This is a genomic window from Natronomonas sp. EA1 (genome assembly GCF_051195035.1).
Lineage (GTDB): Archaea > Halobacteriota > Halobacteria > Halobacteriales > Haloarculaceae > JBNTJV01.
The window spans coordinates 503,802-530,012 of record NZ_JBNTJV010000001.1 but is presented as its reverse complement, the minus strand read 5'-3'; the positions used below and the strand labels follow the sequence as shown (position 1 = coordinate 530,012).

At 66.5% G+C, this 26,211-nt stretch carries 27 protein-coding genes; 13 read left to right on the top strand and 14 right to left on the bottom strand.

Features of this window, described 5'->3' with window-relative positions; all coding sequences use genetic code 11:
• Positions 1–38: 38 nt before the first annotated feature.
• Positions 39–1,088 carry a diphthamide biosynthesis enzyme Dph2 gene (gene dph2, locus ACQUQR_RS02895; RefSeq protein ID WP_435194597.1) on the top strand — a complete coding sequence of 350 codons (1,050 nt, stop codon included), beginning with the start codon at positions 39–41 and terminating at the stop codon, positions 1,086–1,088.
• A gap of 45 nt (positions 1,089–1,133) precedes the next feature.
• Here dph2 and ACQUQR_RS02890 read toward each other — a convergent pair whose 3' ends face one another.
• Entirely contained in the window at positions 1,134–2,429 is a 1,296-nt protein-coding gene (locus ACQUQR_RS02890; protein WP_435194596.1) for an OFA family MFS transporter, read from the bottom strand.
• 1 nt (position 2,430) lies between these two features.
• A complete protein-coding gene (ggt, locus tag ACQUQR_RS02885) occupies positions 2,431–4,047 on the bottom strand; it encodes a gamma-glutamyltransferase (protein WP_435194594.1) in 1,617 nt (538 codons plus the stop codon).
• A gap of 90 nt (positions 4,048–4,137) precedes the next feature.
• Between ggt and ACQUQR_RS02880 the strand changes: the two genes are divergently transcribed.
• Positions 4,138–4,788 carry a DUF1028 domain-containing protein gene (locus ACQUQR_RS02880; protein WP_435194592.1) on the top strand — a complete coding sequence of 217 codons (651 nt, stop codon included), beginning with the start codon at positions 4,138–4,140 and terminating at the stop codon, positions 4,786–4,788.
• Positions 4,789–4,799: 11 nt separating this feature from the next.
• Here ACQUQR_RS02880 and ACQUQR_RS02875 read toward each other — a convergent pair whose 3' ends face one another.
• The 5 genes from ACQUQR_RS02875 to ACQUQR_RS02855 are packed head-to-tail and all read right to left on the bottom strand — an operon-like array spanning position 4,800 to position 10,797.
• The gene (locus ACQUQR_RS02875) at positions 4,800–6,098 is read right to left on the bottom strand and encodes an ABC transporter ATP-binding protein (protein ID WP_435194590.1); all 1,299 of its coding nucleotides are present in this window, start codon (positions 6,096–6,098) and stop codon (positions 4,800–4,802) included.
• A gap of 20 nt (positions 6,099–6,118) precedes the next feature.
• Positions 6,119–7,162, bottom strand: a complete 1,044-nt coding sequence (locus ACQUQR_RS02870) for an ABC transporter ATP-binding protein (RefSeq protein ID WP_435194589.1) — start codon at positions 7,160–7,162, stop codon at positions 6,119–6,121.
• Positions 7,159–8,142 (bottom strand): ABC transporter permease, encoded by a 984-nt coding sequence (locus ACQUQR_RS02865; protein ID WP_435194588.1) that lies wholly within the window; start codon positions 8,140–8,142, stop codon positions 7,159–7,161. The genes ACQUQR_RS02870 and ACQUQR_RS02865 overlap by 4 nt, the downstream gene beginning before the upstream one ends.
• Positions 8,139–9,095, bottom strand: a complete 957-nt coding sequence (locus tag ACQUQR_RS02860) for an ABC transporter permease (protein ID WP_435194586.1) — start codon at positions 9,093–9,095, stop codon at positions 8,139–8,141. The genes ACQUQR_RS02865 and ACQUQR_RS02860 overlap by 4 nt, the downstream gene beginning before the upstream one ends.
• Position 9,096: 1 nt before the next feature.
• Positions 9,097–10,797, bottom strand: a complete 1,701-nt coding sequence (locus ACQUQR_RS02855; protein WP_435194584.1) for an ABC transporter substrate-binding protein — start codon at positions 10,795–10,797, stop codon at positions 9,097–9,099.
• A gap of 193 nt (positions 10,798–10,990) precedes the next feature.
• Here ACQUQR_RS02855 and ACQUQR_RS02850 point away from each other — a divergent pair, with 193 nt between their 5' ends.
• Complete coding sequence (locus tag ACQUQR_RS02850; protein WP_435194583.1) at positions 10,991–11,593, top strand: helix-turn-helix domain-containing protein; 603 nt, start codon at positions 10,991–10,993, stop codon at positions 11,591–11,593.
• 55 nt (positions 11,594–11,648) lie between these two features.
• Here ACQUQR_RS02850 and ACQUQR_RS02845 read toward each other — a convergent pair whose 3' ends face one another.
• Positions 11,649–13,118, bottom strand: coding sequence for a cobyric acid synthase (locus ACQUQR_RS02845; RefSeq protein ID WP_435194581.1), 1,470 nt, complete (start codon positions 13,116–13,118; stop codon positions 11,649–11,651).
• 168 nt (positions 13,119–13,286) lie between these two features.
• Between ACQUQR_RS02845 and ACQUQR_RS02840 the strand changes: the two genes are divergently transcribed.
• Positions 13,287–14,168, top strand: coding sequence for a DUF7139 domain-containing protein (locus ACQUQR_RS02840; RefSeq protein ID WP_435194580.1), 882 nt, complete (start codon positions 13,287–13,289; stop codon positions 14,166–14,168).
• Positions 14,169–14,254: 86 nt separating this feature from the next.
• On the top strand, positions 14,255–15,295 hold the full coding sequence (locus tag ACQUQR_RS02835) for a hypothetical protein (RefSeq protein ID WP_435194579.1): 1,041 nt from the start codon (positions 14,255–14,257) through the stop codon (positions 15,293–15,295).
• Between the two features lie 62 nt (positions 15,296–15,357).
• Here the strand turns inward: ACQUQR_RS02835 and ACQUQR_RS02830 are convergent, their stop codons facing one another.
• Genes ACQUQR_RS02830 through ACQUQR_RS02820 form a run of 3 tightly spaced genes read right to left on the bottom strand, consistent with a single transcriptional unit; the run spans position 15,358 to position 17,742 of the window.
• Positions 15,358–15,759 (bottom strand): hypothetical protein, encoded by a 402-nt coding sequence (locus tag ACQUQR_RS02830; protein WP_435194577.1) that lies wholly within the window; start codon positions 15,757–15,759, stop codon positions 15,358–15,360.
• 33 nt (positions 15,760–15,792) lie between these two features.
• Positions 15,793–16,758: a metallophosphoesterase family protein gene (locus ACQUQR_RS02825; protein WP_435194575.1), complete on the bottom strand. Its 966-nt coding sequence runs from the start codon at positions 16,756–16,758 to the stop codon at positions 15,793–15,795.
• A 51-nt stretch (positions 16,759–16,809) separates the two neighbouring features.
• Positions 16,810–17,742, bottom strand: a complete 933-nt coding sequence (locus tag ACQUQR_RS02820; protein WP_435194573.1) for an alpha/beta hydrolase — start codon at positions 17,740–17,742, stop codon at positions 16,810–16,812.
• 98 nt (positions 17,743–17,840) lie between these two features.
• Here ACQUQR_RS02820 and ACQUQR_RS02815 point away from each other — a divergent pair, with 98 nt between their 5' ends.
• A complete protein-coding gene (locus tag ACQUQR_RS02815) occupies positions 17,841–18,221 on the top strand; it encodes a hypothetical protein (RefSeq protein WP_435194571.1) in 381 nt (126 codons plus the stop codon).
• Positions 18,218–18,835, top strand: a complete 618-nt coding sequence (locus tag ACQUQR_RS02810; RefSeq protein WP_435194569.1) for an METTL5 family protein — start codon at positions 18,218–18,220, stop codon at positions 18,833–18,835. Before ACQUQR_RS02815 ends, ACQUQR_RS02810 begins: the two co-directional genes overlap by 4 nt.
• Here ACQUQR_RS02810 and ACQUQR_RS02805 read toward each other — a convergent pair.
• Together ACQUQR_RS02805 and ACQUQR_RS02800 are read right to left on the bottom strand one after the other, a co-directional pair.
• Positions 18,832–20,457 (bottom strand): rhomboid family intramembrane serine protease, encoded by a 1,626-nt coding sequence (locus ACQUQR_RS02805; protein ID WP_435194567.1) that lies wholly within the window; start codon positions 20,455–20,457, stop codon positions 18,832–18,834. The genes ACQUQR_RS02810 and ACQUQR_RS02805 overlap by 4 nt on opposite strands.
• 46 nt (positions 20,458–20,503) lie before the next feature.
• Positions 20,504–21,583 carry a phosphotransferase family protein gene (locus ACQUQR_RS02800; RefSeq protein WP_435194565.1) on the bottom strand — a complete coding sequence of 360 codons (1,080 nt, stop codon included), beginning with the start codon at positions 21,581–21,583 and terminating at the stop codon, positions 20,504–20,506.
• Positions 21,584–21,708: 125 nt separating this feature from the next.
• On the opposite strand from ACQUQR_RS02800, the gene ACQUQR_RS02795 reads away from it, so the two are divergent.
• The 4 genes from ACQUQR_RS02795 to ACQUQR_RS02780 are packed head-to-tail and all read left to right on the top strand — an operon-like array spanning position 21,709 to position 25,101.
• Entirely contained in the window at positions 21,709–22,917 is a 1,209-nt protein-coding gene (locus ACQUQR_RS02795) for an acyl-CoA dehydrogenase family protein (protein ID WP_435194564.1), read from the top strand.
• A gap of 43 nt (positions 22,918–22,960) precedes the next feature.
• A complete protein-coding gene (locus ACQUQR_RS02790; RefSeq protein ID WP_435194562.1) occupies positions 22,961–23,881 on the top strand; it encodes a DMT family transporter in 921 nt (306 codons plus the stop codon).
• A 30-nt stretch (positions 23,882–23,911) separates the two neighbouring features.
• Positions 23,912–24,655, top strand: a complete 744-nt coding sequence (locus tag ACQUQR_RS02785; RefSeq protein WP_435194560.1) for an SIR2 family NAD-dependent protein deacylase — start codon at positions 23,912–23,914, stop codon at positions 24,653–24,655.
• A 50-nt stretch (positions 24,656–24,705) separates the two neighbouring features.
• Entirely contained in the window at positions 24,706–25,101 is a 396-nt protein-coding gene (locus ACQUQR_RS02780; RefSeq protein WP_435194558.1) for a cupin domain-containing protein, read from the top strand.
• Positions 25,102–25,104: 3 nt separating this feature from the next.
• On the opposite strand, the gene ACQUQR_RS02775 is transcribed toward ACQUQR_RS02780, so the two are convergent.
• A complete protein-coding gene (locus tag ACQUQR_RS02775) occupies positions 25,105–25,374 on the bottom strand; it encodes a glutaredoxin family protein (protein ID WP_435194556.1) in 270 nt (89 codons plus the stop codon).
• 130 nt (positions 25,375–25,504) lie between these two features.
• On the opposite strand from ACQUQR_RS02775, the gene ACQUQR_RS02770 reads away from it, so the two are divergent.
• Entirely contained in the window at positions 25,505–25,672 is a 168-nt protein-coding gene (locus ACQUQR_RS02770; RefSeq protein WP_435194555.1) for a DUF1059 domain-containing protein, read from the top strand.
• A gap of 43 nt (positions 25,673–25,715) precedes the next feature.
• Entirely contained in the window at positions 25,716–26,186 is a 471-nt protein-coding gene (locus ACQUQR_RS02765; protein WP_435194553.1) for a peroxiredoxin family protein, read from the top strand.
• The last annotated feature ends 25 nt before the right edge of the window (positions 26,187–26,211 follow it).

The following is a 26,211-nucleotide window of genomic DNA, read 5'->3' as shown; positions in this document are numbered from 1 at the left end:
GCACGGACGTTATACGGCGTGACTCGCAAGGGCAGGTAATGAGCCAACAGTCGGAGTACGGTGAGGGAGACCTCACGCGGACGGGGATGGCCCTCAAACACGACCGCACGTGGGACTACGAACTCGACCGCATCGCCGAGGCGGTCGAGGAACGCGACGCGACGAAGGTGGGCCTCCAGTTCCCCGAGGGGCTCAAGCGCCGCGGCCCGGCCGTCGCCGACGACCTGCGGACGCTGCTCCCCGACGACGTGCAGGTGATGATCTCGGGCCAGCCCTGCTACGGCGCCTGCGACCTCGATACGTTCCTCATGCGCCGGACGGACGTGTTCGTCCACTTCGGCCACTCCCCGATGAAGGAGTCTGACAAGATCATCTACGTTCCCCTCTTCTCGAACGTGGCGGTCACCCCCATCATGGAGGAATCCCTCGATTCGCTCGCGGACCCCGCAGAGGACCCGGACGTCGGGCTCGTCACCACCGCCCAGCACATGAACAAGTTCGACGAGATGCGCGAGTGGCTCGAAGACCGCGGGTTCACCGTCCACACGCGCCGCGGCGACGACCGACTCACCCACGAGGGGCAGGTGCTCGGCTGCAACTACGCCTCCGCGGACATCGACGCCGACCAGATCTTGTATGTGGGTGGCGGGAAGTTCCATCCCCTCGGGCTGGCGATGGAGCACCCCGACAAGAACGTCGTCATCGCCGACCCCGTGAACAACGTCGTCACCATCGCCGACACGCGGAAGTTCATGAAACAGCGCTACGCTTCGGTTCACAAGGCGATGGACGCCGAGACGTTCGGCGTCATCTTCTGTACCAAAATCGGGCAGGGACGCTGGGAGATCGCCCAGGAGATCGTCGAGAACAACGAGAACGCGTATCTCATCACGATGGACGAGGTCACGCCCGACCGCCTGACGAACTTCGGGCTCGACGCCTACGTGAACACGGGCTGTCCGCGCATCACGACCGACGACGGCCCGCAGTTCAAGAAACCGATGCTCACGCCCCAGGAGTATAAGATCGCCATCGGCGAGGAGCCGCTGGAGAGCCTCGAGTTCGACACCTTCCACGGGACGTGGTGACGCTCGTTTTGAAGCGACTGTTCCCGAAACGAACCCAGTTCGCCACTAGTCGTCGCTGACTGCTGGGGTCGCGTGATTAGATTGATTCGTCGCTGGGCCGGGGTCACGGAGTGCGAGAGCCGCGATTCCAGAGAGGAGGGCGAGCACCCCCCCGAGCTGGAAGGTAAGCGACCAGCCGACCTGGGTGACGACCCATGCGGCGACGGCCCCACCGAAGACGCCACCCCACATCTTCCCGGAGTAGAGCAGGGCGTAGTTCGCCGAGGAGTTCGACTCGCCGTAGTAGTCTGCAACGAGGCTGGGGAAGAGTGTGTACTGTGGGCTCCAGAAGAACGTCGCGAGAACGACGGCCGCGAGGAAGCCGACAGTCGTTCCGGTCTGACTGAACCCGACGACAGCGAACAGCCCAAGTCCGCAGAGGCTGAAGGAGGCGGCCATCGCCAGTCGGCGGTTGAGCCGGTCGGAGAGCTCACCCAGGACGAGCCGACCGATACCGCCCGCGACGGGGAGAAGCGTCGCCGACGCGGTGGCCGTAACCGCATCCAGCTGCATCGCCTGCGCGAAGGAGACGATTTTGGCAGTCAACATCAGCCCCGCGCCGCTGACGGCGACGAACATCCCGTACATCAGCCAGAACTGCCAGGTACCGAGCATCGTCCGCCAGTGGTAGTCACGGGCTGTATCGCCACCGTCGGCCTCCGCCGCAGTCACTTGATCGGCCTTCCGGGCGTCGTACCACGACTGCGGTGGGTCACGGAGGACGACTGCCGCGACGAGGATGGCGATGCCGATGACGAGGCCCATGTTCTGAAGTACCGCATCGTACGCGCCCGTCGTGGCGTTCGCACGGACGTAGGGAACGAAGAACGCCGCTCCGCCAGCGAACGCCATCGTCCCGACGCCGGTCGTGAACCCCTTGCGGTCTGGGAACCACTTCAGCGCCGTGTTCACGGAAATCGTGTAGACGATACCGACGCCGAGAGCCCCCACCGAGTAGAGCAGATACAGCTGCCAGACTGCGGTGGCATACGAGAGCAGATAGTACGCGCCGCCAGCGAGACCCGCGGCGAGGAAGGTCAACAATCGTGGACCGTGACGGTCCCGCCACCAGCCGACGGGGAACTGCGAGCCGGACTGGACGATGACGAACAGCGTGAACACCAGTCCCAGCTGGGTCAGGGGGATATCGAGGTCTGCCGCCATCGGCCCCTCTATCGACGACCAGACGTACTGGTACGGGCTGACGACGGCCATCGCCAGGGCCGCGGCGACGACGAGCCACCACCGCGAGAAGCCGAGGTGGTCACGGGCACGTTCGTCGTAGGTGGTCTCTTCACTCATCTCAGTAGCCGATGGTCAGCCCGTCTTTGCGCGGATCGGTCGCCCCCGAGAGCGTTCCCGACTCGTTGCGGACGATCTGCGCCCCACCGAACTGGAGGCCAGGGAGGATGCGCACGTCGTGGCCCTTGCGGGCGAGTTTCGTCGGAATCCCCGATGCGATATGCTCCTCGACGGCGAGGCTCCCGTCCTCACGGTAGCGCCACCGCGGCTCGTCGAGTGCTTCCTGGAGACTCATCCCGTAATCGACGAGATTCGAGACGACCTGAACGTGCCCCTGTGGCTGCATGTAGCCACCCATCACGCCGAAGGCGGCCCAGTCGTCCTCGGCCAGACGGGCGACTGCGGGGATGAGCGTGTGGAAGGGCCGCTTCCCCGGTTCGAGCTTGTTCGGGTGCGACTCGTCGAGCGAGAACGAACTGCCACGGTTCTGGAGCGCGATGCCGGTCTCCCCAGCGACGAGACCGCTCCCGAAGCCAGCGAACCGGGAATTGATGTAGGAAACGACGTTCCCCTCGTCGTCAGCCACACACAGGAGCACCGTGTCGGCGTCCTCGGCGTTGGCGTTCGGCACGCCGAAGGAGACATCTTCGAGCCGCTCCGTCCCGATCTGCTCGGCGCGCTCCCTCGCGTACGATTTCGCGTTCAATTGCGGGATCTCCTCGTAGTTCGGGTCGGTGATGTAGCGGTGGCCATCGTGGAACGCGAGTCTCGTCGATTCCGCGAACTCGTGGACACGGTCAACGGAGTGGAGGTCGTACTCCCCCGCCTCGCGAGCCTGGGCGATGTTGAGCGCCTCGAGGGCGATGAGCCCTTGATTGTTCGGCGGTAGCTCGAACACTTCGACACCGTTGTACGTCGTGCTCACAGGGTCGAGGAACTCCGGCTCGAACGCCGCGAGGTCATCAACGGTGAGGAAGCCCCCCTTCGATTGGACCTCCTGAGCGATGGTCTCCGCAATGTGGCCCTCGTAGACGACATCCGCACCCTCCTGAGCGATGGCTTCCATCGTCGCACCGAGTTTCGGGAGCCGCATCGTCTCGCCCGCTTTCGGTGCGCGGTCGTTCAAAAGGTAGGCCTCACGGGCATGGGCGTCGGTGAACAGCTCTTCGGCGTACCCCCAGTGGCTCGCGATGACCTCGGTGACGGGGTAGCCGTCCGTCGCGTAACGGATGGCAGGGTCGAGCACCTCCGAGAGTGTGAGCCGTCCGAGCTCCTCGACAGTCGTCTCCCAGCCCCGGGCAGTACCGGGAACGGTGACCGTGTGCGGCCCGGTGTCGGGCATCTCCACGTCCGCCGGGTCGGTGTCCGTTCCGTCCGCGACCGCCGCTCGGACGGTCTCGACCGTCGCCTCTGCGGGTGCACCCCCGCAGCTGCGCATCGCACCGACGTCACCGTCGGCAGTGCGGTAGAGGCCGAAAACGTCACCACCGATGCCGGTACTCGTCGGTTCGACGACGTTCAGTACGGCCGCGGTCGCCACGGCGGCGTCGAAGGCGTTGCCACCGCGCCGAAGCGTTTCGATGCCCGCTTGCGCTGCCAGCGGCTGGCTCGTCGAGACGACCCCTCGCTGGCCATAGACGGTCGACCGGCGAGAGTTGTACTTGTCGAGATCTCCCATATACCGTAACCAATCGGATACACCGGCTAAAACCGACAACCGAATCAATTTGGGTGGTGATATAGCCTCCACCGACTCAGAGATACCATCATGACGTTCTCCATCTGCGTCCGTGAGGAGACGACCGACGGTCCCGTCTTCGGTGTCGCCGTCGCGACCGATGCACCCGCAGTCGGCGCGTTAGCCCCGTGCATCTCCCACAAGGGAGTCATCAGCACGCAAAGCTTCGTCAACGTTCGACTCGGACGACGAGGCGTCGAACTGCTCTCGGACCTCGCCGTCGACGACGCCCTCACAGGCCTGCTCGCACAGGACGACCACAGTGCCCTCCGGCAGGTCCACGGACTCGACTATCGGGGCGAGGCCTTCGCGTTCACCGGGACGGACTGTGATGGCTGGTGTGGACATGAGGTCCGCGAGGACGAGGGTATCACTGTCGCGGGCAACATGCTCGCCACCGGGGAGACGCTCCCGGCGGCTATCGATGCGTACCAGTCTACCGACGGACAGCTCGGCGAGTGTCTCATTGCGGCACTCGCAGCTGGCAAGGAGGCCGGTGGCGACAAGCGCGGACACACCTCCGCAGTCCTGCGAATCAAAGCGCCCGAAACCACCATCTACCACGACCTCCGGGTGGACGAACACGAAACACCGATTACTGAGTTACGGCGCGTGTACGACGCCGCTCGGGAGGCCAGCGAGCAGTTCACGGAAGCGAAGAAGTCGCGGATTTTCGACTGAGACGGCGTGCGCTACTCGACGCGGTGACACGCCGCCGTGTGGGCGGCATCGACCGCGACCGTCTCAGGCACTTCACCCGCACAGGGTGAGGGGAACGCCTCCTCGACGAGCCGCGCCGCCCGATCCTCGTCACCCGCGACGACGGCCGCGGTCGCCTCCTCGATGACTGTAACCGCGTCTGCCGGAAGGTCACCACGACTTCCCGTGAGCGTCCCGCCGATGAGATACTCGACGATGTGGTCATCGTCGGAAGGGTGGCCTTCCGCCTGGAGTCGCTCCTTCGCCGCCTCGGGGTCGAGATCGCCCGCGACGACTCGCGTGCGGTAGCTGAACGCCCGACGGAACGCCTCGTCCGAACCTGGCCAGTCGGCTGGCGGGACGACCTTCGGACAACGCGTGTGGAAGCGGCAGCCGGACGGTGGATTCAGCGGGCTCGGCACCGTCCCCTTCAAAAGGATACGGTCGGTCCGGGCCGCCGGGTCGATGCGTGGCACGGCCGACAGCAGCGACTGCGTGTACGGATGCTGTGGGTTCTCGAACAGTTCGTCGGTCGGTGCGGTCTCGACGATCTCGCCGAGATACATCACCGCGACGCGGTCCGCGAGATAGCGGACGACAGAGAGGTCGTGGGTAATGAACAGTAGCGAGAGGTCCAGCTCGTCCTGGAGCTCCTGCAGGAGATTGAGAATCTGCGCCTGCACGCTCACGTCGAGCGCGGAGACTGGTTCGTCGGCGATGATGAGATCCGGCTCCAGCGTCAGTGCACGGGCAACCCCCACGCGCTGCTGTTGGCCACCGGAGAACTGCTTCGGATACCGGTCGAGCTGGTTGGCCTTCAGCCCGACGCGTTCGAGCAGTTCGCGGGCCAGTTCAGTCCGCTCGGCGTCCGAGTCACCGATGCCGTGGACCTCCATCGGCGCTTTCAGGATCTGTCCCACTGTCTGTCGCGGATTGAGCGACGCCAGCGGGTCCTGGAACACCATCTGGATATCCCGGCGATAGGGGCGCATCTCCCGGGCCGAAAGCCCCGTCAGCTCCGTCCCGCGATAGCGGACGCTCCCGGCCGTCGCCTCGTGGTGCTGCAGCAGGGTGCGACCAAGCGTACTCTTCCCGCAGCCGGACTCGCCGACCACGGCCAGCGTCTCTCCTTCGTGTACCGTGAGATCGACGCCGTCAACGGCCTTCACCGAGGCGTTCCCGCCGAGCAGTCGATCGACCAGGCTGTCGGACTGCGCGAAGTGTTTCTTCAGTCCCCTCGCTTCGAGGACGACCTCTCCCGTTCCGTCCGCGGTTGCTGGTGTCTCAGTCATCTGTTGCTGACCCGTTCCGCTCATAGCTGCACCTCCGATGGGCCACGTCGCAGACAGGCCGCCTCGTGACCCTCCGCACCGACCTCGCGGAACTCCGGGTCGGTCTCGAAACACTCGCGTTCCGCTTCGGGACACCGTGGCGCGAAGTGACACGCGTACGGGATGTCGATGAGGTCCGGGACGTTCCCCTCGATAGGGGTAAGACGGTCCCCCGGCGCATCCAGTCGCGGCGTGCTCGCGATGAGTCCTTGGGTGTAGGGGTGCCGTGGGTTTTCGAACAGTTCGCGGGCTGTTGCCCGTTCGACGATCTTCCCAGCGTACATGACCGCGACCCGATCACACACCTCCGAAACGACAGCGAGGTCGTGGGTGATAAGCAGGATGGAGGTGTCGAACTCGTCTTTCAGCTCGCGCAGCTCGTCGAGGATCTGTGCCTGTACGGTTACGTCGAGCGCGGTGGTCGGCTCGTCAGCGATGAGGAGGTCCGGCTCACACGAGAGTGCCATCGCAATCATCGCGCGCTGGCGCATCCCGCCCGAGAATTCGTGGGGATAGTCGCTCGCGCGACTCTCAGCCTCGGGAATTTCGACGGTTTCGAGCATCTCGATGGCGCGCCGCCACGCCTCGCTGTTCTTCGTCGCTCCGAGCAGTTTGCGCTTCAACTCCGCGGACAACGAGACCGACTCTCCGACCGACTGGTGGAGCCGAACCGTCTCGGCGATCTGCTCGCCGACCGTCAGCGTCGGGTTGAGGCTGTTCATCGGGTCCTGAAAGATCATCGACAGCCGACCGCCCCGGAGCGATTCGAGCGCTCTATCGGACTTTTGACGGAGTGATTCGCCGTCGAGGCGGATGTCGCCAGCGACGATCTCTCCGGGGTGATCGACGATACCCATGAGGCTCTGGGCGAAGACGCTCTTGCCACTCCCCGATTCGCCGACGAGCCCGACGATCTCACCTCGCTCGACCGTGAGGTCGACGCCATCGACGGCCATCACGGTTCCACGAGCTGTGGGGAACTGGGTACGCAAGCCATCGACTTCGAGGAGACGGTGGTCGGTCATCGCGCCTCCACCTCCCCTTCATCGATGTCGAAGGCATCGCGCAGCCCGTCACCGAACATGTTGAACGCGAGGACGGTCACCATGATGGCGAGGCCGGGCATGACCGAGATCCACCACGCCTCGCTGATGAACTGCCGACCGTCCGAGAGTAACAGCCCCCACGTCGGCGTCGTCGGCTTGACGCCGAGCCCGAGAAACGACAGCCCGGCCTCGGCGAGAATCGCCAATGGCAGCATCAGCGTCGCCTGCACGATGAGCGGGGCGACCGCGTTCGGGAGGATCTCCTTCACCATGATGCGCACGTCGGACATGCCAACTGTCTGGGCGGCCATGATATACTCCTCTTCGCGTATCGAGAGCACCTCTCCCCGGATGAGCCGGGCGAAATCGTCGATGTAGGCGATCCCGATGGCGATGACGACGTTGACGACGCCCAACCCCCCTGAGAGAGCGATAATGGCGACGCCGAGGATGAGTTCGGGGAACGCCCACTGGAAGTCGACGTATCGCATCAGCAGGCTATCGATCCACCCGCCGTGGTAGCCAGCGAGGATACCGATAGTAGTGCCGAACGTGAAGGCGACGGCGAGCGTCGCGAGCGCGACGAGCAGCGAGACCTGTGCGCCGTAGATGAGGCGTGTCAGGATATCGTGGCCGAACGAGTCGGTGCCGAGCGGGTGGAAGACACGCTCCAGTTCGCCGTCACCGTCGAAGTCACCCTGTGAGTACGTCCCCGGCTCCTTCATGAACCCGAACGTCTGTTCCTCGCCGTAGGGGGCGAGATACGGGGCGAACGCGGCGGTGAGGACGAACAACACGATGACGACCGCGCCGAACAGTGCCATCCGATCGCCGAGAATCCCCTCGACGAGGCGCTGACGGGTGCTCTTGAACTCCTCGACGGCCTCGGACTCTTCGTACTCCGGTGGCACTTCACCGGGGCCGTAGGTGCCACGGTTCTCACCGAAGCCCGAGCTCACGCAGCGTCACCTCCGTAGCGGATTCGGGGGTCGATGGCGGTGTACGCCAGATCGACTGCGAGATTCGTGAACACCAGCACCGCGGAGACGAGCAGGATGACCACCTGCGTCACCGGATAGTTCCGGTCGAGCATCGAGTCCACGAGGAGGCGGCCCAGTCCCTGAATTCCGAAGACGAGTTCGACCGTGACACTCCCGACGAGCACGAGCGCGAGCTGGATGCCCGCGACCGTGACGACGGGGATGAGCGCGTTCTGCAGGGCGTGTTTGTAGAGACGTACTCTGGAGCTGACCCCCTTGGCGAGTGCCGTCTTCATGTACGGCTCGTCGAGCACTTCGAGCAGTGACGAGCGCATCATCCGCATGACGACGGCTCCGTACGGGAGCCCCACCGCAATGCCGGGCAGGAGGATGCTCTCCAGCCACGGCACGACACCTTCCGAAAGCGGCGTGTAGCCGAACACGGGCAGGAGGTCGAGCCAGACTCCGAAGACGAGCGCGAGCAGGATGCCAACGAAGAAGGCGGGCATCGAGAGGCCGAGGAACGCCGCCACAGTGGCGAGATAATCGATCGGTTCGCGTTTTCTGGTCGCGCTGACGATGCCAGCTGGGATGGCTACCCCGAGGCCGACGACGACGGCGACAGCGCCGATGGAGACCGTCCGCGGGGCCGCTTGGACGACGATGTCGGCCACCGGCTGGCTCGAGGTGAGACTCTGGCCGAACTCGAACGTGATGAGATCGACCATCCAGTCGCTGTACTGGACGTACCACGGGTCGTTGAGCCCGAGCTGCTCGCGGAGTGCTCGCTTTGCCTTCGGTGTCGCCTCCTGGCCCAGCATCGTTGCAACCGGGCCACCGGGGATGGCGCGGAGCCCGAAGAACACCGTCGTCGCGACGAGCCACATGATGAAGACCGCGTGTGCAACCCGTTTGAGGATGTACCGACGCATCCTATCGGTTCACGACGACCCGAGAGAGGTCGCGCATGAAGGGGATATGCGTGAAGTTCGACACCGCGTCGGTGTAGGCGGCGATGTCGTTCTGGTGGACGAGGTAGGCGTGCGGGACCTGCTGGATGAGGCGGTCTTCGAGCTGTTGGAGGATCTCTTTCCGTTCCTCGCGGTCGAGTGCCCGGCGCTGTTCGTCGAGCAGCTCGTGGACCTGCTGGTCCTCGTAATCCGTCCAGTTCCAGACCCCGTCCTCGTCGGGGAGTCGGTAGAAGTTCCACAGCGACTGGTCGGGGTCGGGGTCACCGACGCTGCCGCTGATCGTGGTGTCGTAGTCGAGCTTCGCGTACCGGTCCCAGTACGTCGATGACGTGACCTGCTCCAGTTCGACCTCGAATCCGGCGGCGTTGAGCTGCTGGCGCATCGCCTTTGCCGCGCGGGTGTCGCCCTGGGTGACGAGGATACTGAAGCTCTCGCCGGCGATGCCTGCTTCCTCGATGAGCTGTTTCCCGGCTTCGGGGTCGTACGACTGGTCGTCGGGTTTGTCCTCACGATACACCCAGTTGGTCGCTTTGTTGATCGGGCCCTTCGCGGGTAGTGCGTTCCCGAAGTAGGCTGTCTCGACGAACTTGTCGTTGTCGATGACCTTCGCGATTCCCAGCCGCGCCTTCCGTGAGCTGAAGATATCACGCCGTTGGTTCATCGCGAGCCCGTACCAGTTGACCCCGGGGGCGATGGATGCTGTGACGCTCTCCGTCTGTTTGATGCGGTCGAGGTTCTGCAGGGGAATGAGGTTCGCGAAGTCGATATCACCACTCCGAAGCGCGTTGACGAGCGTCGCGGCCTCCGGAATCGTCTCGATATCGATGCCATCGACGTAGGGAAGCTGGGTGCCGTCCTCGTCGGTTTCGAAGTAGTCCTCGTTGGCGTCAAGGACGAGCTTCGAGCCCACATCGTGCTCGACGATTTTGAACGGGCCCGTACCGACGGGCTTCGTCTTGTACGCTTCCGCGCCCATCTCCTCGATGGCTGTCTTCGAGACGATGGTCGCGGCTCGCCCCGGACCACGGGTCAGATAGATGAGAGCCGGAGCCATCGCCTGTTCGAAGTTGAGCGTCACCGTGTAGTCGTCCTCGACGACGACACCGTCCTCGTCAAGTGGCTTCAGCGTTCCGAGCTTCGAGGCGGCCGGTGCCTCCTCAGTGATGGTTCGTTCGATCGTGTACCGGACGTCCTCTGCGGTGAACGCATCACCGTTGTGGAAGGTGACTCCCTCACGCAGCTCAAAGCGAATGGTCTTGCCGTCGTTTTCGACGGTCCAGTCCTTGGCCAAGTCGCCACGGATGGTCAGGTCCTTTTGAAGCGTCACCAGCCCGTTGAAGACGTTGGCAGCGACCTGGAAGTACTGGCCAACGCTGATGTAGGGTGGGTCAAGCACATCGATACTGCCGGTGAACCAGCCCGCACGGAGTCGCCCACCGGTGGACGGCTCGCCCGCAGGCTCGTCCGAGGGACTCCCACTACCGCCACTGCCGTCGCCGCCACCGGAGCCGTCGGCGTCTCCGTCACCACCACTACCACCAGTACAGCCCGCAAGGCCAGTAATCCCTGCTGTGCCGAGCAGTTTTACGGCCGTCCGCCGGTCGATTGTCGGTCCGCTCAGAGCTTCGTCAGTGAACTCCCTCGTCTCGTCAGGGGTCTTCATTACAGAACGAAGTATGAGAATATGTACCAAATAGGGACCCCCGAATATATTTGGCCATCAGCCAACAACCATGTATGGCCGCAACGGCCGGTAATACATGCGAGAAGTAACGCTGCTCATCAGGCACCACGGTGAACCCGAGAGTGATGTGAGTGCCGACTATCCGGAGGTGACACTTCGATCCCGGTCGTCGATGACGGGACGGACCGCGAACCGCAAGCGAATTATCGAAGTCTCCGGGCCTTCGAGAGTCATTCCGGAGTTCCTCGACGCGTTCGAACAGACGGATCCGATCGTCGCACTCGAACCCCTCTCACCCCTCGACCGTTCGCGCGTCTACGTCGCGATGACGTACGACGCCTACCAGTGGGACAGCATCTCTGAGCGGTTATCCGATATGGAGATCCACTACCGAAACGGCACTACCATAACAGCTGGTTGGGAACGGTGGACGCTCTATCTTGAGGAAGACGACGACCTCGGAGGGATCCGCGACTCGCTGGAGGCAACCGGAAACGAGACCGAGCTCGTCCGAACCGTCGAACTCAAGGAGATGCACGCCCCAACCCAGATCGACATATTCGAGCTCGTCGAGGAACTCACCGCTCGCCAACGGGAGGTACTGACACTGGCTATCAGGGAAGGCTACTACGAGTCCGGCCGCGATACGTCGATCGAGGCGCTCGCCGAGCAGGTCGGTATCGCCCCGACGACCGCGTGGGAGCATCTCAAACGGGCCGAAGGGAAGGTGATGGACGAGCTCTACGACTACCTCCAGTCCGTGCCCACTACGTAACGTGGGAAACAGTCTCCGGGTGACGACGCCGCGGTCGAGAAACAACTCGATGGCGTTACCACGGGATGTCGAGTCCCGCGACCAGTATCGCGGCCCGGTCGTACGGCGAGTCCATCTCTCCAGTTGCCCTCGGTCGCGCCGTCCCAGCCGCGTTGAACACCGAATCCACGAACGCCTCCCTGACAGCATCGTTCTCGAACAGGCCGTGGAGATACGTTCCGAGAACAGGGCCGACCGCCGCGCTCTCGGGGCCGAACGGTTGGGCGAGGTCTGCATCCGAGACGGTCCGTCCCATGTGAATTTCGTATCCCGACGCGTCGCCCTCCTCGCCGGTGAGAAACCCCCCGGCTGAGACCGTGACGGCGGTCTCGACCACTCGCTTGTCGTGTTCGAACCGCGTCTCGACGGGGAGCAGACCGATCCCCTCGACCTCGTCCTCGTCGCCGGTCCCCTCCACCGCGGCGTTGGTGATGCGTTCCCCGAGCATCTGGTACCCCCCACAGAGCCCGACGACCGGCCCCTCGAACGCGCGGAGGCGGTCGGTGAAGCCGGCCTCGTGGAGCGCCAGCAGGTCGTCGACGGTGTTCTTCGTGCCGGGGAGGACGATGGCATCGAGGTCATCCAGCGCGGCACCGAGCGGCAGGTATGCCACCCGGACCCCCGGCTCGCGACTCAGCGGCTCGAAATCGGTGAAGTTGGAGATGTGAGGGAGCCGCGGGACGCCGACGGTGACGGCGCGCTCGTCCTGGACCCCGTCCTCGTCCCCGACCACCGCCCGCTCGCCCTCGGCCGGGAGGGAGACGCTGTCCTCCTCGGGCAGGCCGGGGTCGTCGTACGGGAGGACACCGAGGACGGGAACGCCCGTCCGGGCTTCGAGGTCCGCGATACCCGAATCGAGGAGCGAGGGGTCGCCGCGGAACTTCGTGATCATCACCCCGCAGACGCGCTCGCGGAGGTCCGCGGGCATGAGTTCCAGCGTGCCGTAGAGACTGGCGAAGACGCCGCCGCGCTCGATATCCCCCAAAAGAAGGATCTCGGCATCGGCGAACCGCGCGGTCTCCACGTTCGCCAGATCGCGGTCGTGGAGGTTTATTTCGGCGATTGAGCCCGCGCCCTCGGCGACGACGACATCGTGGTCCGCGGCGAGCCGATCGTAGGACGCCTCGGCCGCCTCGCGGGCGCGGTGCCACCCCTCCTCGTAGTACTCCCCGGCCGCGACGTTCCCGACCGCCTGACCCTGGATGACGAGCTGGCTCTCCCCGTCTCCTCGGGGTTTGAGCAGGACGGGGTTCATGTCCGTCGTGGGCGCGACGCCCGCGGCGCGGGCCTGCGTGTACTGCGAGACGCCGATCTCGCCCCACTCGCCGTCCGAGGAGACGACGGCGCGCGCGTTGTTGCTCATGTTCTGCGCTTTGAACGGCGCGACGGAGACGCCCCGGTCGGCGAGCAGCCGGCACAGGCCGGCGACGACGGTGCTCTTGCCGACGTGGCTCGCGGTCCCCGCGACGAGCAGCGTTCTGGTCACTGGTCGGTGATTCGCGGCCGAGGGGAAGGGCATTTCGCCCGAGCCGAGTGAGACGGGGCGGTCGGACGCCTTCCTGACGTGCGGGTCGCTACGCAAGTCGGAGTGTCTACAGGCTGTGATGTTCCGAGAGGCCCAACAGTCATGACCCCTCCCGCGTAACCCTCGCGCATGACTGACACCCCCGACGACCGGTTCGTCGAACTGTACAGACGGTATCTCGGGGAGCCGGAACGCGAACTCGACGTGTATCTGGGCTTCGGGCTCTTCTTCGGCGGCTTCGCGCTCGGCATCCTCGGGCTCGTCCTGTTCGCGGTCGAACAGACGCTCACCCCCGGCGACCTCTTCTGGGTCCGCGAAATCGCCTACTCGGTCGGCGCGCTCGGGCTGCCGACCCTGCTCGTCGGCGTGACGGTCCTGTTGCCCGTCGACCGCCGGGCGTCGTACGCGGCCGCGGTGGGGCTCGTGGTCTGTCTCGCGGCCATCGCCTTCTTCGTCTCCGTCTATCCGAGCCAGTGGAACGTGCAGGGCTCGGACTTCTCGCTGCAGGGGGTCGTCATCTACGCGGTGGGGCTCGTCACCGTCATCGCCTCCACCGGCGCGGCGCTCGTCTCGTATCACGTCGAGCGGGTCTCCGGCGGGCCCGCCGCTGCGGGTGAGGGGAGCGGTGCGGACGACGGCCTCGACGAGGAGGCCACGGCCGCGCAGGTCGAACGCGACATCGAGGAGGCGATGAAGGGCTCCGATATGTCGTGGGGTGGCGTGAAGAAGACCGAGACGAAACGGCTACAGATCAACCCCGAGTTCGACGACGTGGACAGCTCTTCGTTCAAGAAGACGCAGGCGAAGACGCACAGAGGGGAGGGGGTCGACGACGCGCTCAACGCACTGAAGGGGCTGAAAGGCGGGGAGAAGCGCGAGGCCCGCAGTTCGGGGACGACGGACGACCAGGCGGCGGCGCTACGGGAACTCCGGCAGAAACAGCGCGAACAACAGGAACAACAGAAGCAGGGCGGGTTCTTCGCGCGGCTGAAGGCGATGCTCGGACTGTAGCCACGCGGCTATTTTTTCACCTGTTCGTTCTCATAAATAACTATTTGAAGCGTACCTTTATGCCCCCCGGCGTGTCCCTATTCCGCATGGCACGAGGCATTGACGTCGGTACCATGAACCTGGTATCGGCCCGACAGGAAGGCAACGAGACCGTCTTCGTCCAGCAGCGAAACTCCTTCGTCGAGATCGAGTACTCCGATATGGCAGAGCGGATGCTCTCCCGCTCCGACGTCCTCCACATCCGCAAGGGTGACAAGGTCTATGTGGTCGGAGACGACGCGCTGAACTTCGCGAACATCTTCAACCGCGAGACCCGCCGCCCGATGAAACAGGGGGTGCTCTCCTCCGACGAGAAGAGCGCCATCCCGATGATGAAGCTCATCATCGAGCAGGTCATCGGCGAGCCCTCCCGACCCAACGAGCGCGTCTACTTCTCGACGCCGGCGGACCCCATCGACTCCGATATGAACACGCTGTATCACCAGAAGACGCTGGAGTCGTTCCTCGGCGACATGGGATACAACCCCGAGCCGATCAACGAGGGGATGGCCGTCATCTACTCCGAGCTCGCGGACAAGAACTTCACGGGGCTCGGCATCTCCTTCGGTGCGGGGATGACGAACGTCTGTCTCTCCTACTACGCCGTCCCGGTCATGACGTTCTCCGTCGCCCGCGGTGGCGACTGGATCGACGAGCAGGCCGCGAACGCCACCGGTCGCTCCGTCGACAAGGTCACCTCCATCAAGGAGGAGGACTTCCGGCTCGACTTCAAGACGGACGCCGGCGGTGTCGAGGGCGCCCTCGCCATCTACTACGACAACCTCCTCGATTACGTCATCGAGAACATCGCCCGCGAGGTGAACGACGAGGACGTCGAGGAGGGCCTCGACGTGCCCGTCGTCGTCACCGGTGGGACCTCCTCGCCGGCCGGCTTCGAGGAGCTGTTCGAGGAGCGCTTCGAGAAGGCGGACATCCCCTTCAGCATCTCCAGCGTGCGCCGTGCCCGCGAACCGCTCTACTCCGTCGCCCGTGGCGCGCTCGTCGCCTCCCGAACGGAGGAGGAAGACGAGGAGGCAGAGGACGTAGAGGCAGAGGTCGACATCGAGGCGGACGGCGAGGGCGAGTAGTCAGATCCCGGTCTCCACTGCGACGTCCTTCCGTTTTTCACCCGCGGAGCCACCGCTCTCGCTCACTCCTCGACGCGTCGGATGGCCGGCTCCGGGACCCACCGGATGGCGGGCGTCGGGTCCGTGTCGTTCGCTTCCTCCGTGTCGTCGCGCACCCCAGAAACATCCGTGTCCTTCGTATCCTCAGAATCGTCCGAGTTCGTCTCGGCCGACGTCTCCTCGCCGGTGATCTCCGCTGCGGCCCGCTTCACCGCATCCAGCGGTACCGACCCGTCTTCCTCGCCGTCCACTCGGCGACCCTTCTCGTTGAACCGTCTGATGGCGTCGGCCCACGACTCGACCGGGCGGAGTTCGCTCCGGTGTTCGACGGGGACGCCGACGTAGCCACAGCGGTCACAGCCGTAGGCGACCCGGTCGCGAAACTCGTAGCGGTCGAGTGTCGACGCACAGCGCGGGCAGTCCATACCCCGAGTATCCGGGTCGGGGGTGATAAAGGCTCAGTCGTCCGCCGTGGCGGCCTCGCTCGCGGGGACGACGGGGGCGGCCGCGAGCTGGCGGGCTGCGACCTGCACGGCCAGCCGCGACCGGTCGTTGTACGCGTGCGCCGCGTCCCACGCTTCGGCGAGCGCGGCCTCGTCCGCGACCCCGCGGAGGGTGATCGTGGTTCCCGTGGCGTCGATATCGAGGAGGAGGTACGCACAGGGGAACGAGGAGAGCGCGGGGGCGACGATCTGCGAGACCCCGCCGGGGACGGTCGCGGGAACGACCGCGGGGATGTGGAGGTGTCCCGAGACGTGGAGCGGGACGCCGGCGTCGGCGAGTTCTCGTTCGACCTCGGTCGCGGTCCACATCGGATAGGAGCCCCGCCACGGCGGGACGCCGAGCCCGTCGAGGTTGTGGTGCGAGACGGCGATGTCCACGCCGTCGAGGTGCGTCAACGTCGGCGGGGAGGCGAGTCGCCCGCCCTCCTCGGGGCTGTAGCCTGCCGACGCGAACCCCGCCACGGTGAGGTCGTCGATGGCGGTCGGCCCGCGGTCGAGCCACGGCAGCTCGACACCCTCCTTCGTGTCGTGGTTGCCGGGGACGCCGACGACGGGGAACGAAAGAGAGCCGAACAGCTCCGCCGCGACCGCGTGGTCGTCCGGGTGGCCGTCCTTCGTCAGGTCGCCTGCGAAGACGACGCCGTCCGGGTGGGTCTCCGCGAGGTCCGCCACGGCCGTCCGGAGGCGCTCCTCGGTGCGGTGAAAACACTTCCAGCCACCCTCGTGCCGGGTCGAGAGATGCGGGTCCGAGAGCACCGCGAGCCGCGTCGGCTCCGTGGAGACGGGGGCGGGGAGTCGGCCGAGGACGCGCTCCTCGCCGCGGGTGGGCATCCCGGCAGGAAGGGGCTGGTCGGGGACGGGCTGGCCGGCGAGGTGGGCCTCGAGCGCGGGGGCGTCGAAGCCGGGGTTCGCGGCGTTCACAGCGTAGCTATCGGACCGGTCGGTATGAGCGCTTCGTGGGGTTTGCTAGCACTACAGGTGACCGAAGCTCTCGCGGAGCCCGTCGGCGATGACGGCGAGGCCGTCCTCGGCGCGGTCGAGTTCGTCCGTCATCGAGACGAAGCCGTGGATCATCCCGTCGAACTTCTCGAAGGTGACGTCGACGCCGGCGTCCGCGAGCCGGTCGGCGTACGCCCGCCCCTCGTCGCGCAGGGGGTCGAACTCCGCGGTGATGACGCTGGCGTCGGGGAGCCCCGAGAGGTCGCGGGCCAACAGCGGGGCGAGATAGGCGTTCCGGGCGTGGACCTCGTCCTGCACGTAACAGGCGTAGTAGTCCTCACAGGAGGCGCGTTCGAGGAGGTACCCCTCGGCGTTCTCCTCGTAGCTCTCGAACTCGTGGACGCGCGGGGAGGCGACGGCGGGGTAGATGAGCCCCTGGTGGTCGATGTCGGGGCCGTCGCGGTCGCGGGCCATGAGCGAGATGGCCGCGGCGAGGTTCCCGCCCGCGCTGTCGCCCGCGACGGCGAGCTGGCCGTTCCCCTTCACGTGCGCCCCGTGCTCGTCGGCCCACTCCAGTGCGGCGTAGGCGTCGTTGACCGCCGCGGGGAACGGGTGTTCCGGGGCGAGCCGGTAGTCCACGGAGAGGACGATACACTCCGCGCGGTTGGCGATGACCCGGCAGACGTTGTCGTGGGTGTCGAGGCTCCCCGCGGTCCAGCCGCCGCCGTGGTAGAACACCGTGATGGGCGCTTCCCCCTGTGGGCCGTAGAGCCGCACCGGGAGCTCACCGGCCGGGCCCGGAATCGTGAACTCGTCGGTTCGGGGGACCTCCTCCACCTCCTTCCCGCCGAAGAAGGTCTCCAGCCGGTCGCGTTTGCTCGCCGGCGAGAGCGTGTAGGAGGGCGGTGCACCGAGGTCCGCGAGGAACTGGAGGAGCGCTTCTGCCTGTGGGTCGAGTTCGCGCATGGTCCCTCCTCACACACCGGCCACTTCACTCTATCCGAGGAATAACTACTGTGCATACACAAAGCTATTAGTATGTCCATGGAGAATTGAGTTGCAAGATGAGTGCCACGCCCGACCTCGAATCGACGGTCGCTTCCTGTCGTCCCGCGGACGCCGAACCCGTCGCCATCCCGGCCCACGCCCTCGAATCGACCGCCCCGGAGTACATCCGGGACCTGAAGTACGAACTCGCCTGCGAGGGGAAGCTCCCCGCGAGCCTGGAGCTCTCCGCGAGCTTCGAGGAGGACTGCTCGTTCGCCACCCAGTCGGAGGTCAAGCGCGTGCGAGAGCACGTCCGTGCGGCCGCCCTGCTCGGTGCGAGCCGGCTGGAGCTCACCGTCGAGGCCGTCGCCGACGAGGGGAAAGTCGAGCCCGCACTGGAGGCGGCCCGTGAACGCGCCCGCCGAGAGGGCGTCACACTCGCCGTCAGACGGGAATGACCCGCCAGCGGTTAGAACAGGAGCTGGCCGTCGTCGCGGGGTTCGACGACCCGCGACTCGACCTCGAACAGTACCACACGCCTCCGGACCTGGCGGCCCACATCATCCACACCGCCGACCTGCAGGGGGATATCGAGGACCGGACGGTACTCGACCTCGGCTGCGGGACGGGGATGCTGGCGCTCGGGGCGGCGCTGCGGGGCCCCGAGCGCGTCGTCGGACTGGACATCGACGCCGAGGCGCTCGGAACGGCCAGACAGAACGAGCGCCGCGTCGCCACGCGCACGGACATCGCGTGGGCTCGCGGCGACGCGGCCCGGGCCCCGTTCTGCGTCGAGGACGCGACCGTCGTGATGAACCCCCCGTTCGGCGCGCAGGCGGGGAACGAACACGCGGACCGGCGCTTTCTGGAGACGGCGAAGGCGCTCGCGAGCGTCTCCTACTCCGTCCACAACGCGGGCTCGCAGGCGTTCATCGAGGCGTTCGCCGCCGACAACGGTGGCGAGGTGACCCACGCCTTCGCCGCGACGTTCGACCTCCCCCGGCAGTACGACCACCACACCGACGAGCGGCGCGAGCTCGAGACGGAAGTGTTCCGCATCGAGTGGGCCTAGTTGTACGTCTCCTTCTTCGCGACCCTGACTTTCGTCCCGTCCTCCACGGCGTAGAGCGTCCCCTTCTCGCGGACGAGCCGGAGCCCGTCGATCGTCGCCGACTCGTTTATCCCCGGCATCGGGGCGATCCCGCGCGTGACGTTCCCCGCGGTGACCCGGAGCTGGAAGCCCGTGTCGGCGGGGACGACGCTGACGTTCCGTCCCTGGATGACGGGCTCGGCCGTCGCCGGCGGCGACCGGTAGGCGAGCGTCGGGTCCTCACCGGGCTGTCGGAGGGTGACCCGGTAGGCCGTCGGCCCGCCGACGGTGGTCCAGCCGGTGCGGTTCACGACGACCGTCTCGCGCCAGCCCACTCCCCCGACACGGACCCGGGTCTCGCCCCGGAAGGCGAGTTCCGACTTCGAGACGGGTGACCACCAGATACCCCTCGCCTCGGAGGTGACGATGACGCCGCTCTCCGTGACCCCGGAGGCGTTGTAGAACGGGAGGTCGTAGGCGGCGACGAGCTGGTTCGCCGTCTCCTCCGCGTAGAAGACGGTGTAGTCACGAGCCTCGACGGTCGCGCCCTGTGGGTCCGTCTCCCCCACGGTGAGCAGGTTGTACGGGACGGCGACGAGCGAGAGCGCGAGGAGACTGCAGACGAGGAGGCCGACCGCCGCCTCCTTGCGCGTGAGGTCGATGCGCGGGACGAGATCCCGGTCGCTCGCGACGACGGCCGCGGCGACGAGCCCCGCGAGGACGAAGACGAGCGCCGTGCCCACCCCCCGGAGCAGGAGGAACTTCCCGTTGCCCAGAAAGAGGTAGGCGGCCCACAGCCCCTTCGAGACGGCGAAGGCGAGCGCGCCGAACCAGAGCAGCCCCGCGCTGGGTTTCAGATTCCGGCGGCGGACCACGGCGACCCCGAACGCGACCCCGAGCAGGAAGCCGACTGCGTGGCCCTGGATGGCGATGCCGGCCCACCACGGCGTCGAGAAGCTCGGGCTCGCCGACCCGGTGACGGTCGGGTTGTTGAACGCCCGGTAGAGCTGGCCGACGAGGCCGTCCCCCGCGAGCAGCACGATGGTGGCGAGGGGGTACCGCACGAGCGCGAACCCGGCGTAGGCGAAGACGACCCCCGAGAAACCGATGACGGGGCCGAGCCCGAACAGCGAGCCGAAGACGGCAGCGAGAAGCGACCCGGCGGCGAACGCGACGGCCCGGGCGTACGGGTTCGTCGCGAGCGAGGTGAACGTCTCGCTCCCCTTCTCCTCGGGGAAGTGGCTCCACGCGTACTCCGCGAGGATGCCGAAGGTGAGCGTGCCGAAGACGTTGCCGAGCAGGTGGTTCGGTCCGGCGTGGGCGATACCAGCGGAGAGCATCCCCAAGGGGTAGAAGTACGACCACGCACGGAACGGGATGGTCATCGGGGTGAACCAGTGCCAGAGCCCGCCCTGCACGACGAGATAGAAGCCGACGACGACGGCGACGGTGAGGGCGGTGCCGAGCGGGACGCCGGCAACGAGCCGTCTCCGGAGGCGGAGCCCCCACCTCCCCTGGGGGCGGGCGAGTCGGAGGAGGACGGCGACGGAGACGACGACGGCGAGGAGGAGGCCGATCTGCGAGACGGCGTCCGGGAGATCCATTACCCGGTGATCGGGGGCGAAGCTGAAAAAGCTACGTTCGTCGGGCTCACAGCGGTTCGTCGCCCTCGATGATGCGGAGCGCACGCTCGGCGAGTGCCGGGACGCCCTCGCGCATCTTCGGGTACATCGGGTCGTCGGAGTTCCCCTCCAGATAGCGCCGGAAGAACATCTCGCCGAGCCCCGCGAGCTTGTAGACGGCGAGCGCGCGGTAGAACCGGTCGTGCTCGAACTCGAAGCCCGTGAGCTCCTCGTAGCGTTCCACGAGATCCAGCCGTGAGGGGTAGCCCTCCCGGGTCATGAAGTCCTTCATCAGCGTGTCCGTCGACTGCGGCGGGTCGGGGTCCTTCGGGTCCCACCAGTAGGAGAGCATCCAGCCGAGGTCGGTGAAGGGGTCACCGAGCGTGGACATCTCCCAGTCGAAGACGGCGTTGATCTCGGGAGGCGTCCCCGGCGCGTACATCACGTTGTCGAGCTTGTAGTCGCCGTGGACGAGCGTCGCCGGGGTCTCCTCGGGGACGTTGTCGTAGAGCCACTCCATCACCTCGTAGAGTTCGGGTACCTCGCGCTCGTCGACGGTGACCTCGAAGCCCCACATCAGCTGCTCGGACCAGCGGCGGACCTGTCGCTGGGTGAATCCCGGGGGGTAGCCGAAGTCCCCCACTTCGAGCCCGACGCCCTCGTAGTCCACCTGGTGGATGGCCGCGAGCGTCTCGACGAGCTGGTAGCCCACCTGCTCGCGGTGTTCGGGGGTGGCGAACCGCTCGGGTTCGTCGTTCCGCAGCACGTCCCCGTCCATGCGCTCCATCACGTAGAAGTCGGAGCCGAGGACGGCGTGATCCTCACAGGCGAGCACGGTTCGGGGGAGGGGCACCTCCGTCCCCTGCAGCGAGTCGATGACGCGGTACTCCCGCAGCACGTCGTGGGCCGTCTCCGCCACCTCACCCGGCGGTGGTCGGCGGATGACGAGCTCCTTGTCCCCCCACGTGACGAACAGCGTCTCGTTGGAGTGGCCCTCCTGATGGTGTTCCACCTCGTACACGTCGACGGGGCCGAGCTCCTCCCGGAGATAGCCCGCGAGCGCCTCCTCGTCGACGATGCGCGCGAAGTAGTCGTCCTCCGCCGTCATACGCGCTCACCTAACATTGTAAGGAACCAATCTAGCCGGAACCCCCTATACCTACGGGTACCTCACAGCCCCCCGACAGTTCGCGGGGCGATTGTTTTACATTGGTGTGTTCCAATGGGGTTGGCATGGAGTATCATGACTCGGCCCGCGCGAGCGAGCTGGAAGCGAACGCACGGGCGTTCATGGACGAAGTCGTCATCCCCAAAGAGCGAGAGTACCAGGGCCAGGGTCCGGTCCCCGAATCCGTCATCGCGGACCTCCGCGAGCAGGCCAAGGAGTACGGCGTCTACTGCCCGCAGATCGGCGAGGAGTACGGCGGCGGTGGCGAGGCGTTCCGCGACGTCCTCCCGCTGTTCGAGCAGGCCGGGCGCTCGCTGCTCGGTGCGCCCGCGATGCGCGTCGACGCTCCCGACGAGGGGAACATGCACACCTTCGAGATGTTCGGCACGGAGGCCCAGAAGGAGGAGTGGCTCGCGCCGCTCGTCGCGGGCGAGATCCACTCCGGCTTCTCGATGACCGAACCCCAGCCCGGCGGTGGCTCTGACCCCAAGATGCTGAAGACGACCGCGGAGAAGGACGGCGACGAGTGGGTGATTAATGGACACAAGTGGTGGACGACGCAGGGTACCGAAGCCGACGTGCTGCTCGTGATGGCCGTCACCGACCCCGACGCGCACCCCTACGAGGGGGCCTCGATCATCATCGTCCCGTCCGACGCCGACGGCGTCACCATCGAACGCGACATCCCGCATTTGGGACAGGACCTCATCCACGAGAGCCACGCCGAGATCACGTACGACAACGTGCGCGTCCCCGTCGAGAACACCCTCGGCCCCGAACACGAGGGCTTCTCCATCGCGCAGGCCCGGCTCGGCCCGGCCCGGCTCACCCACTGTATGCGCTTCTCGGGGATGGCGACCCGCGCGCTCGACATCGCCAAGGCCTACATGAGCGAGCGCGAGGCGTTCGGCTCGAAGGTGGGCGACAAGAGCGTCATGCGCCACCGCGTCGCGGACCTCGAGATCAAACTCCACGCGACGAAGTCGATGGTCCGCCACGCGGCGCGCGAGATCACGGAGGGGAAGCAGGCGCGGGTCCCCGTCTCGATGTCGAAGGTGTACGCGGCGAACGCCTGTCAGGAGATCATCGACTTCTCGATCCAGGCTTGCGGTGGCGCGGGCATCAGCAAGGACCTCCCCATCTCGGACTTCTACGAGGCCGTCCGCGCGTTCCGCATCATCGACGGGGCCGACGAGGTCCACCGGCGCGTCATCGGCCGCAAGGCGTTCGAGGAGGTCGACACGTCCGAAATCGAACACCTCCCGCAGTTCTAACGCCGAATCGAAAGCCGTTTTCCCGCCCTCGGCAAGCGAGGGTATGACCCGCTATCGGACCCTTCTCCTCTTTCTCACCCTCTCTGCCGTCTGGGGGACGGCCTTCCCCGCGACGAAGGCCGCGCTCGACTACCTCCCCCCGGTGACGCTCGCCGCCGTCCGGTTCGACATCGCCTCGCTCGCGCTGTTCGCGTACGCGGTCGGGACGGGGGCGGCCCTGCGCCCCCGCACACGCGAGGATTTCGCCGTCATCCTCTCGGGGGGTTCGCTCACCGTCGGCGCCCACCACGCCTTCCTCTTCGCCGGCCAGCAGTTCGTCACCTCCGCGGTCGCCGCCGTGCTCCTGGGGGTGATCCCCGTCGTCACGCCCGCGCTGACGCGACTCACCCCCGGCGGGAAGCGGCTCTCCCCCATCGGTCTGGTCGGCGTCCTCGTCGGGTTCGGGGGCGTCGTCGTCATCGCCGACCCGGACCCCGCGCGGCTCGCGACGGAGGGACTCCTCGGCGTCGCGCTCGTCCTCGCGTCCGCGCTCGTCTTCGTCGTCGGCGCCATCTACATCTCCGAGCAGTCGCCCGACCTGGGGCTCGTCTCGCGGCAGGCGTGGACGATGCTCGTCGGGGCACTCCTCCTCCACGTCGCCGCGTTGCCCCTCCCCGACGAGCCGTCCGTGCCGGGCGCGCTCCCCCTCCGGGGGCTCGCCGCGCTCGGCTACCTCGCCGTCGTCGCCGGCGCGTTCGGCTTCGGGCTCTACTTCTTCCTCCTCGAACGCGTCGGGCCCATCGAGGTCTCCTTCCTCGAATATACGATTCCGCTGTTCGCCGCGGCGACCGGCTGGTTCCTCCTCGACGAGCCGGTCGCCCCCAACACCGTCGCCGGCTTCCTCTGCATCCTCGTGGGGTTCCTGCTCGTGAAGCGCGTCGCCATCCGCGCGGAGCTCCGGCGTGCGGTCGACCGCCACGGGTGAGGTTTTATCGCGCGCGGCTGTAGCGCGACCATGACCGATATCGACGCGCTCGCGGCCGCCATCCGCGAGGCCGAGACCACCGTCGCGTTCACCGGCGCGGGCGTCTCGACGGCATCGGGGATTCCGGACTTTCGAAGTGAGGATGGGATCTGGACGCGCTACGACCCCAAACAGTTCCACGTCTCGCGGTTCCGTGCCGACCCGGGGGGGTTCTGGTGCGACCGCGCGGAGCTGGTGGCGGAGGCGTTCGACGGCGTCGCCCCGAACCCGGCCCACGAGGCGCTCGCCGACCTCGAACGCGCCGGCCAGGTGCAGGGACTCATCACGCAGAACGTCGACGGGCTCCACCAGCAGGCGGGCAGCGACCCAATCGAGATCCACGGGAACGGCGACCGGACCGTCTGTACGGACTGCCGAGAGACATTCGACGCGGCGCCGGCGTTCGAGACCGTCCGCGCCGGCGAGTCACCACCGACCTGTCGGGACTGCGGCGGTGTCCTGAAGCCCGACGTGACGCTGTTCGGGGAGTCGCTTCCGCAGGACGCGCTGTTCCAGGCGCGACGGCTCGCGCGCGAGGCGGACGTCTTCCTCGCCATCGGCTCCTCGCTCACGGTGGAGCCCGCGGCGTCACTCCCACGGGAAGCATCGCGTCGCGGGGCGACGCTCGCCATCGTCAACCTGGACGAAACGGACGCCTCGAGCGAGGCCGCCTTCGACCTCCGGGCGGACGTGACGGACGTGCTGCCGGCGCTCCGCGACCGACTGGTCGGTTAATCGCCGGCGAGTGAAGGCTTTTCACCCCGTGGGGTGTGTCCTCGGATGGCATGCACTACAAGGTCATCCACGAGAACGACGTGCCGGTCACGGACCTCTCGGAGATCGAGGAGGTCCCGCCGGATCTGAACATCCGGGCGGTCGACTCCGCACTCGGTGCCGAGGAGCTCCGCTGTAAGCTCTGGTACTTCGAGCCCGGTGAGGAGATCCAGTACCACGCACATCTCGAACAGGAGGAGCTCTACTACGTCCTGCAGGGGGAGTTCTCGCTGAAGCTCGGCCCCTCCGGTGACACCGAGATCATCGAGGCCGGGCCGGGGACGTTCTGGATCGCCGGGCCGGAGACGGGCCACGGCCACCGCTACATCGGTGACGACGAAGGCGTGTTACTCGCTGTGGGCGCGCCGAACGTCGAGGACCCCGGGCAGGACCCGCACTCGCTGTAGGGGTCAGGGGTTCACGTCGACGGTGACGTCCTCCTCCGCGTAGGTGCCGTTGATGTACTCCATGATGCGGCCGCTCTGGCTCATCGTCACGCCCGTCGCGTCGTCGACGATGACCGGGACCTGCCGCTGTCCGGAGACCCGCTTCACCTCGTTGCGCTTGGAGTGGAGTCCCTCCACCCAGACGGAGTCGTAGTCGAGACCGAGTTCGTCCAGTCGGTCGACGACGAGTTCACAGTAGGGACAGCCCTCGAGTCGGTAGAGCGTGAGACTCATACTCCCCTCTGGGAGTGGGGCACACTTCACTCCAGCGGCGACCCGATTCGGGCCGGAGCTTCCCGAACCGGTGGGGTTCGTCGACTGGGAGCTTTGACCGCAGCGCGCATACCTCACGGTGGTACCAACCATGAGCTACAAGATCGCGTGTCGCGACAGCGGGATGGACTGTGCCTTCTGTATCGAATCGGACGACGAGAAGGAAGTCATGAAGCTCGCACGGACCCACGCCGCGGACAAACACGGGATGTCGGTGAGCGACGACGACCTGCGCGGGCTGATGCAGAAGCCAGCGTAGGGTACCCGTGCGGTTTTTCATGGTCCGTGATGCAGGTGAGCGTATGCCAACTGCAGGAGAGCAGGCCCCGGGGTTCGAGGCGCTGTTGTGTGACGGTGAGACGTTCCGCGAGCGGACGCTGGAGCGGGCGCTCGGCGACCGCGGTGGCGTGCTCGTCTTCTTCGGGTTCGCCTTCTCCGCCATCGCGGAGAACTGGTGGCACCGCTACGAGCGTGCCGGCTGGCACGAGTTCGACGTGCCCGTCTACGGCGTCGGTCGCGACGGGCCGTACGCGATGAACGCCTTCCTCCGGGAGATCGACTCGCCCTTCTCGCTGTTTGCCGACGTGGACGGGGAGGTCGCCGAGGCGTACGACCTCCTCGTCGAGCGCGACGGGATGGCCGGGGTCCACACGCCGCGGCGGGCGGTCTACGTGCTGGACGACGAGGGGACGGTCCAACACGCCTGGGAAACCGACGAGTGGATCAACCCGGTTCCGCGCGAGGAGATCGAGCAGGCTGTCGAGTCGCTGTAGGCGAGCAGGCGGCCCGACCGTTCGT

Coding starts and splice junctions, on each gene's coding strand:
- ACQUQR_RS02870 (WP_435194589.1), bottom strand. CDS start 7,162: ATGACCGACCACCGTCTCCTCGAAGTCGATGGCTTGCGTACCCAGTTC.
- ggt (WP_435194594.1), bottom strand. CDS start 4,047: ATGGGAGATCTCGACAAGTACAACTCTCGCCGGTCGACCGTCTATGGC.
- ACQUQR_RS02840 (WP_435194580.1), top strand. CDS start 13,287: ATGACTGACACCCCCGACGACCGGTTCGTCGAACTGTACAGACGGTAT.
- ACQUQR_RS02800 (WP_435194565.1), bottom strand. CDS start 21,583: ATGACGGCGGAGGACGACTACTTCGCGCGCATCGTCGACGAGGAGGCG.
- ACQUQR_RS02820 (WP_435194573.1), bottom strand. CDS start 17,742: ATGCGCGAACTCGACCCACAGGCAGAAGCGCTCCTCCAGTTCCTCGCG.
- ACQUQR_RS02795 (WP_435194564.1), top strand. CDS start 21,709: ATGGAGTATCATGACTCGGCCCGCGCGAGCGAGCTGGAAGCGAACGCA.
- ACQUQR_RS02835 (WP_435194579.1), top strand. CDS start 14,255: ATGGCACGAGGCATTGACGTCGGTACCATGAACCTGGTATCGGCCCGA.
- ACQUQR_RS02875 (WP_435194590.1), bottom strand. CDS start 6,098: ATGACTGAGACACCAGCAACCGCGGACGGAACGGGAGAGGTCGTCCTC.
- ACQUQR_RS02790 (WP_435194562.1), top strand. CDS start 22,961: ATGACCCGCTATCGGACCCTTCTCCTCTTTCTCACCCTCTCTGCCGTC.
- ACQUQR_RS02880 (WP_435194592.1), top strand. CDS start 4,138: ATGACGTTCTCCATCTGCGTCCGTGAGGAGACGACCGACGGTCCCGTC.
- dph2 (WP_435194597.1), top strand. CDS start 39: ATGAGCCAACAGTCGGAGTACGGTGAGGGAGACCTCACGCGGACGGGG.
- ACQUQR_RS02785 (WP_435194560.1), top strand. CDS start 23,912: ATGACCGATATCGACGCGCTCGCGGCCGCCATCCGCGAGGCCGAGACC.
- ACQUQR_RS02850 (WP_435194583.1), top strand. CDS start 10,991: ATGACGGGACGGACCGCGAACCGCAAGCGAATTATCGAAGTCTCCGGG.
- ACQUQR_RS02860 (WP_435194586.1), bottom strand. CDS start 9,095: ATGCGTCGGTACATCCTCAAACGGGTTGCACACGCGGTCTTCATCATG.
- ACQUQR_RS02770 (WP_435194555.1), top strand. CDS start 25,505: ATGAGCTACAAGATCGCGTGTCGCGACAGCGGGATGGACTGTGCCTTC.
- ACQUQR_RS02890 (WP_435194596.1), bottom strand. CDS start 2,429: ATGAGTGAAGAGACCACCTACGACGAACGTGCCCGTGACCACCTCGGC.
- ACQUQR_RS02830 (WP_435194577.1), bottom strand. CDS start 15,759: ATGGACTGCCCGCGCTGTGCGTCGACACTCGACCGCTACGAGTTTCGC.
- ACQUQR_RS02810 (WP_435194569.1), top strand. CDS start 18,218: ATGACCCGCCAGCGGTTAGAACAGGAGCTGGCCGTCGTCGCGGGGTTC.
- ACQUQR_RS02855 (WP_435194584.1), bottom strand. CDS start 10,797: ATGAAGACCCCTGACGAGACGAGGGAGTTCACTGACGAAGCTCTGAGC.
- ACQUQR_RS02765 (WP_435194553.1), top strand. CDS start 25,716: ATGCCAACTGCAGGAGAGCAGGCCCCGGGGTTCGAGGCGCTGTTGTGT.
- ACQUQR_RS02815 (WP_435194571.1), top strand. CDS start 17,841: ATGAGTGCCACGCCCGACCTCGAATCGACGGTCGCTTCCTGTCGTCCC.
- ACQUQR_RS02805 (WP_435194567.1), bottom strand. CDS start 20,457: ATGGATCTCCCGGACGCCGTCTCGCAGATCGGCCTCCTCCTCGCCGTC.
- ACQUQR_RS02780 (WP_435194558.1), top strand. CDS start 24,706: ATGCACTACAAGGTCATCCACGAGAACGACGTGCCGGTCACGGACCTC.
- ACQUQR_RS02775 (WP_435194556.1), bottom strand. CDS start 25,374: ATGAGTCTCACGCTCTACCGACTCGAGGGCTGTCCCTACTGTGAACTC.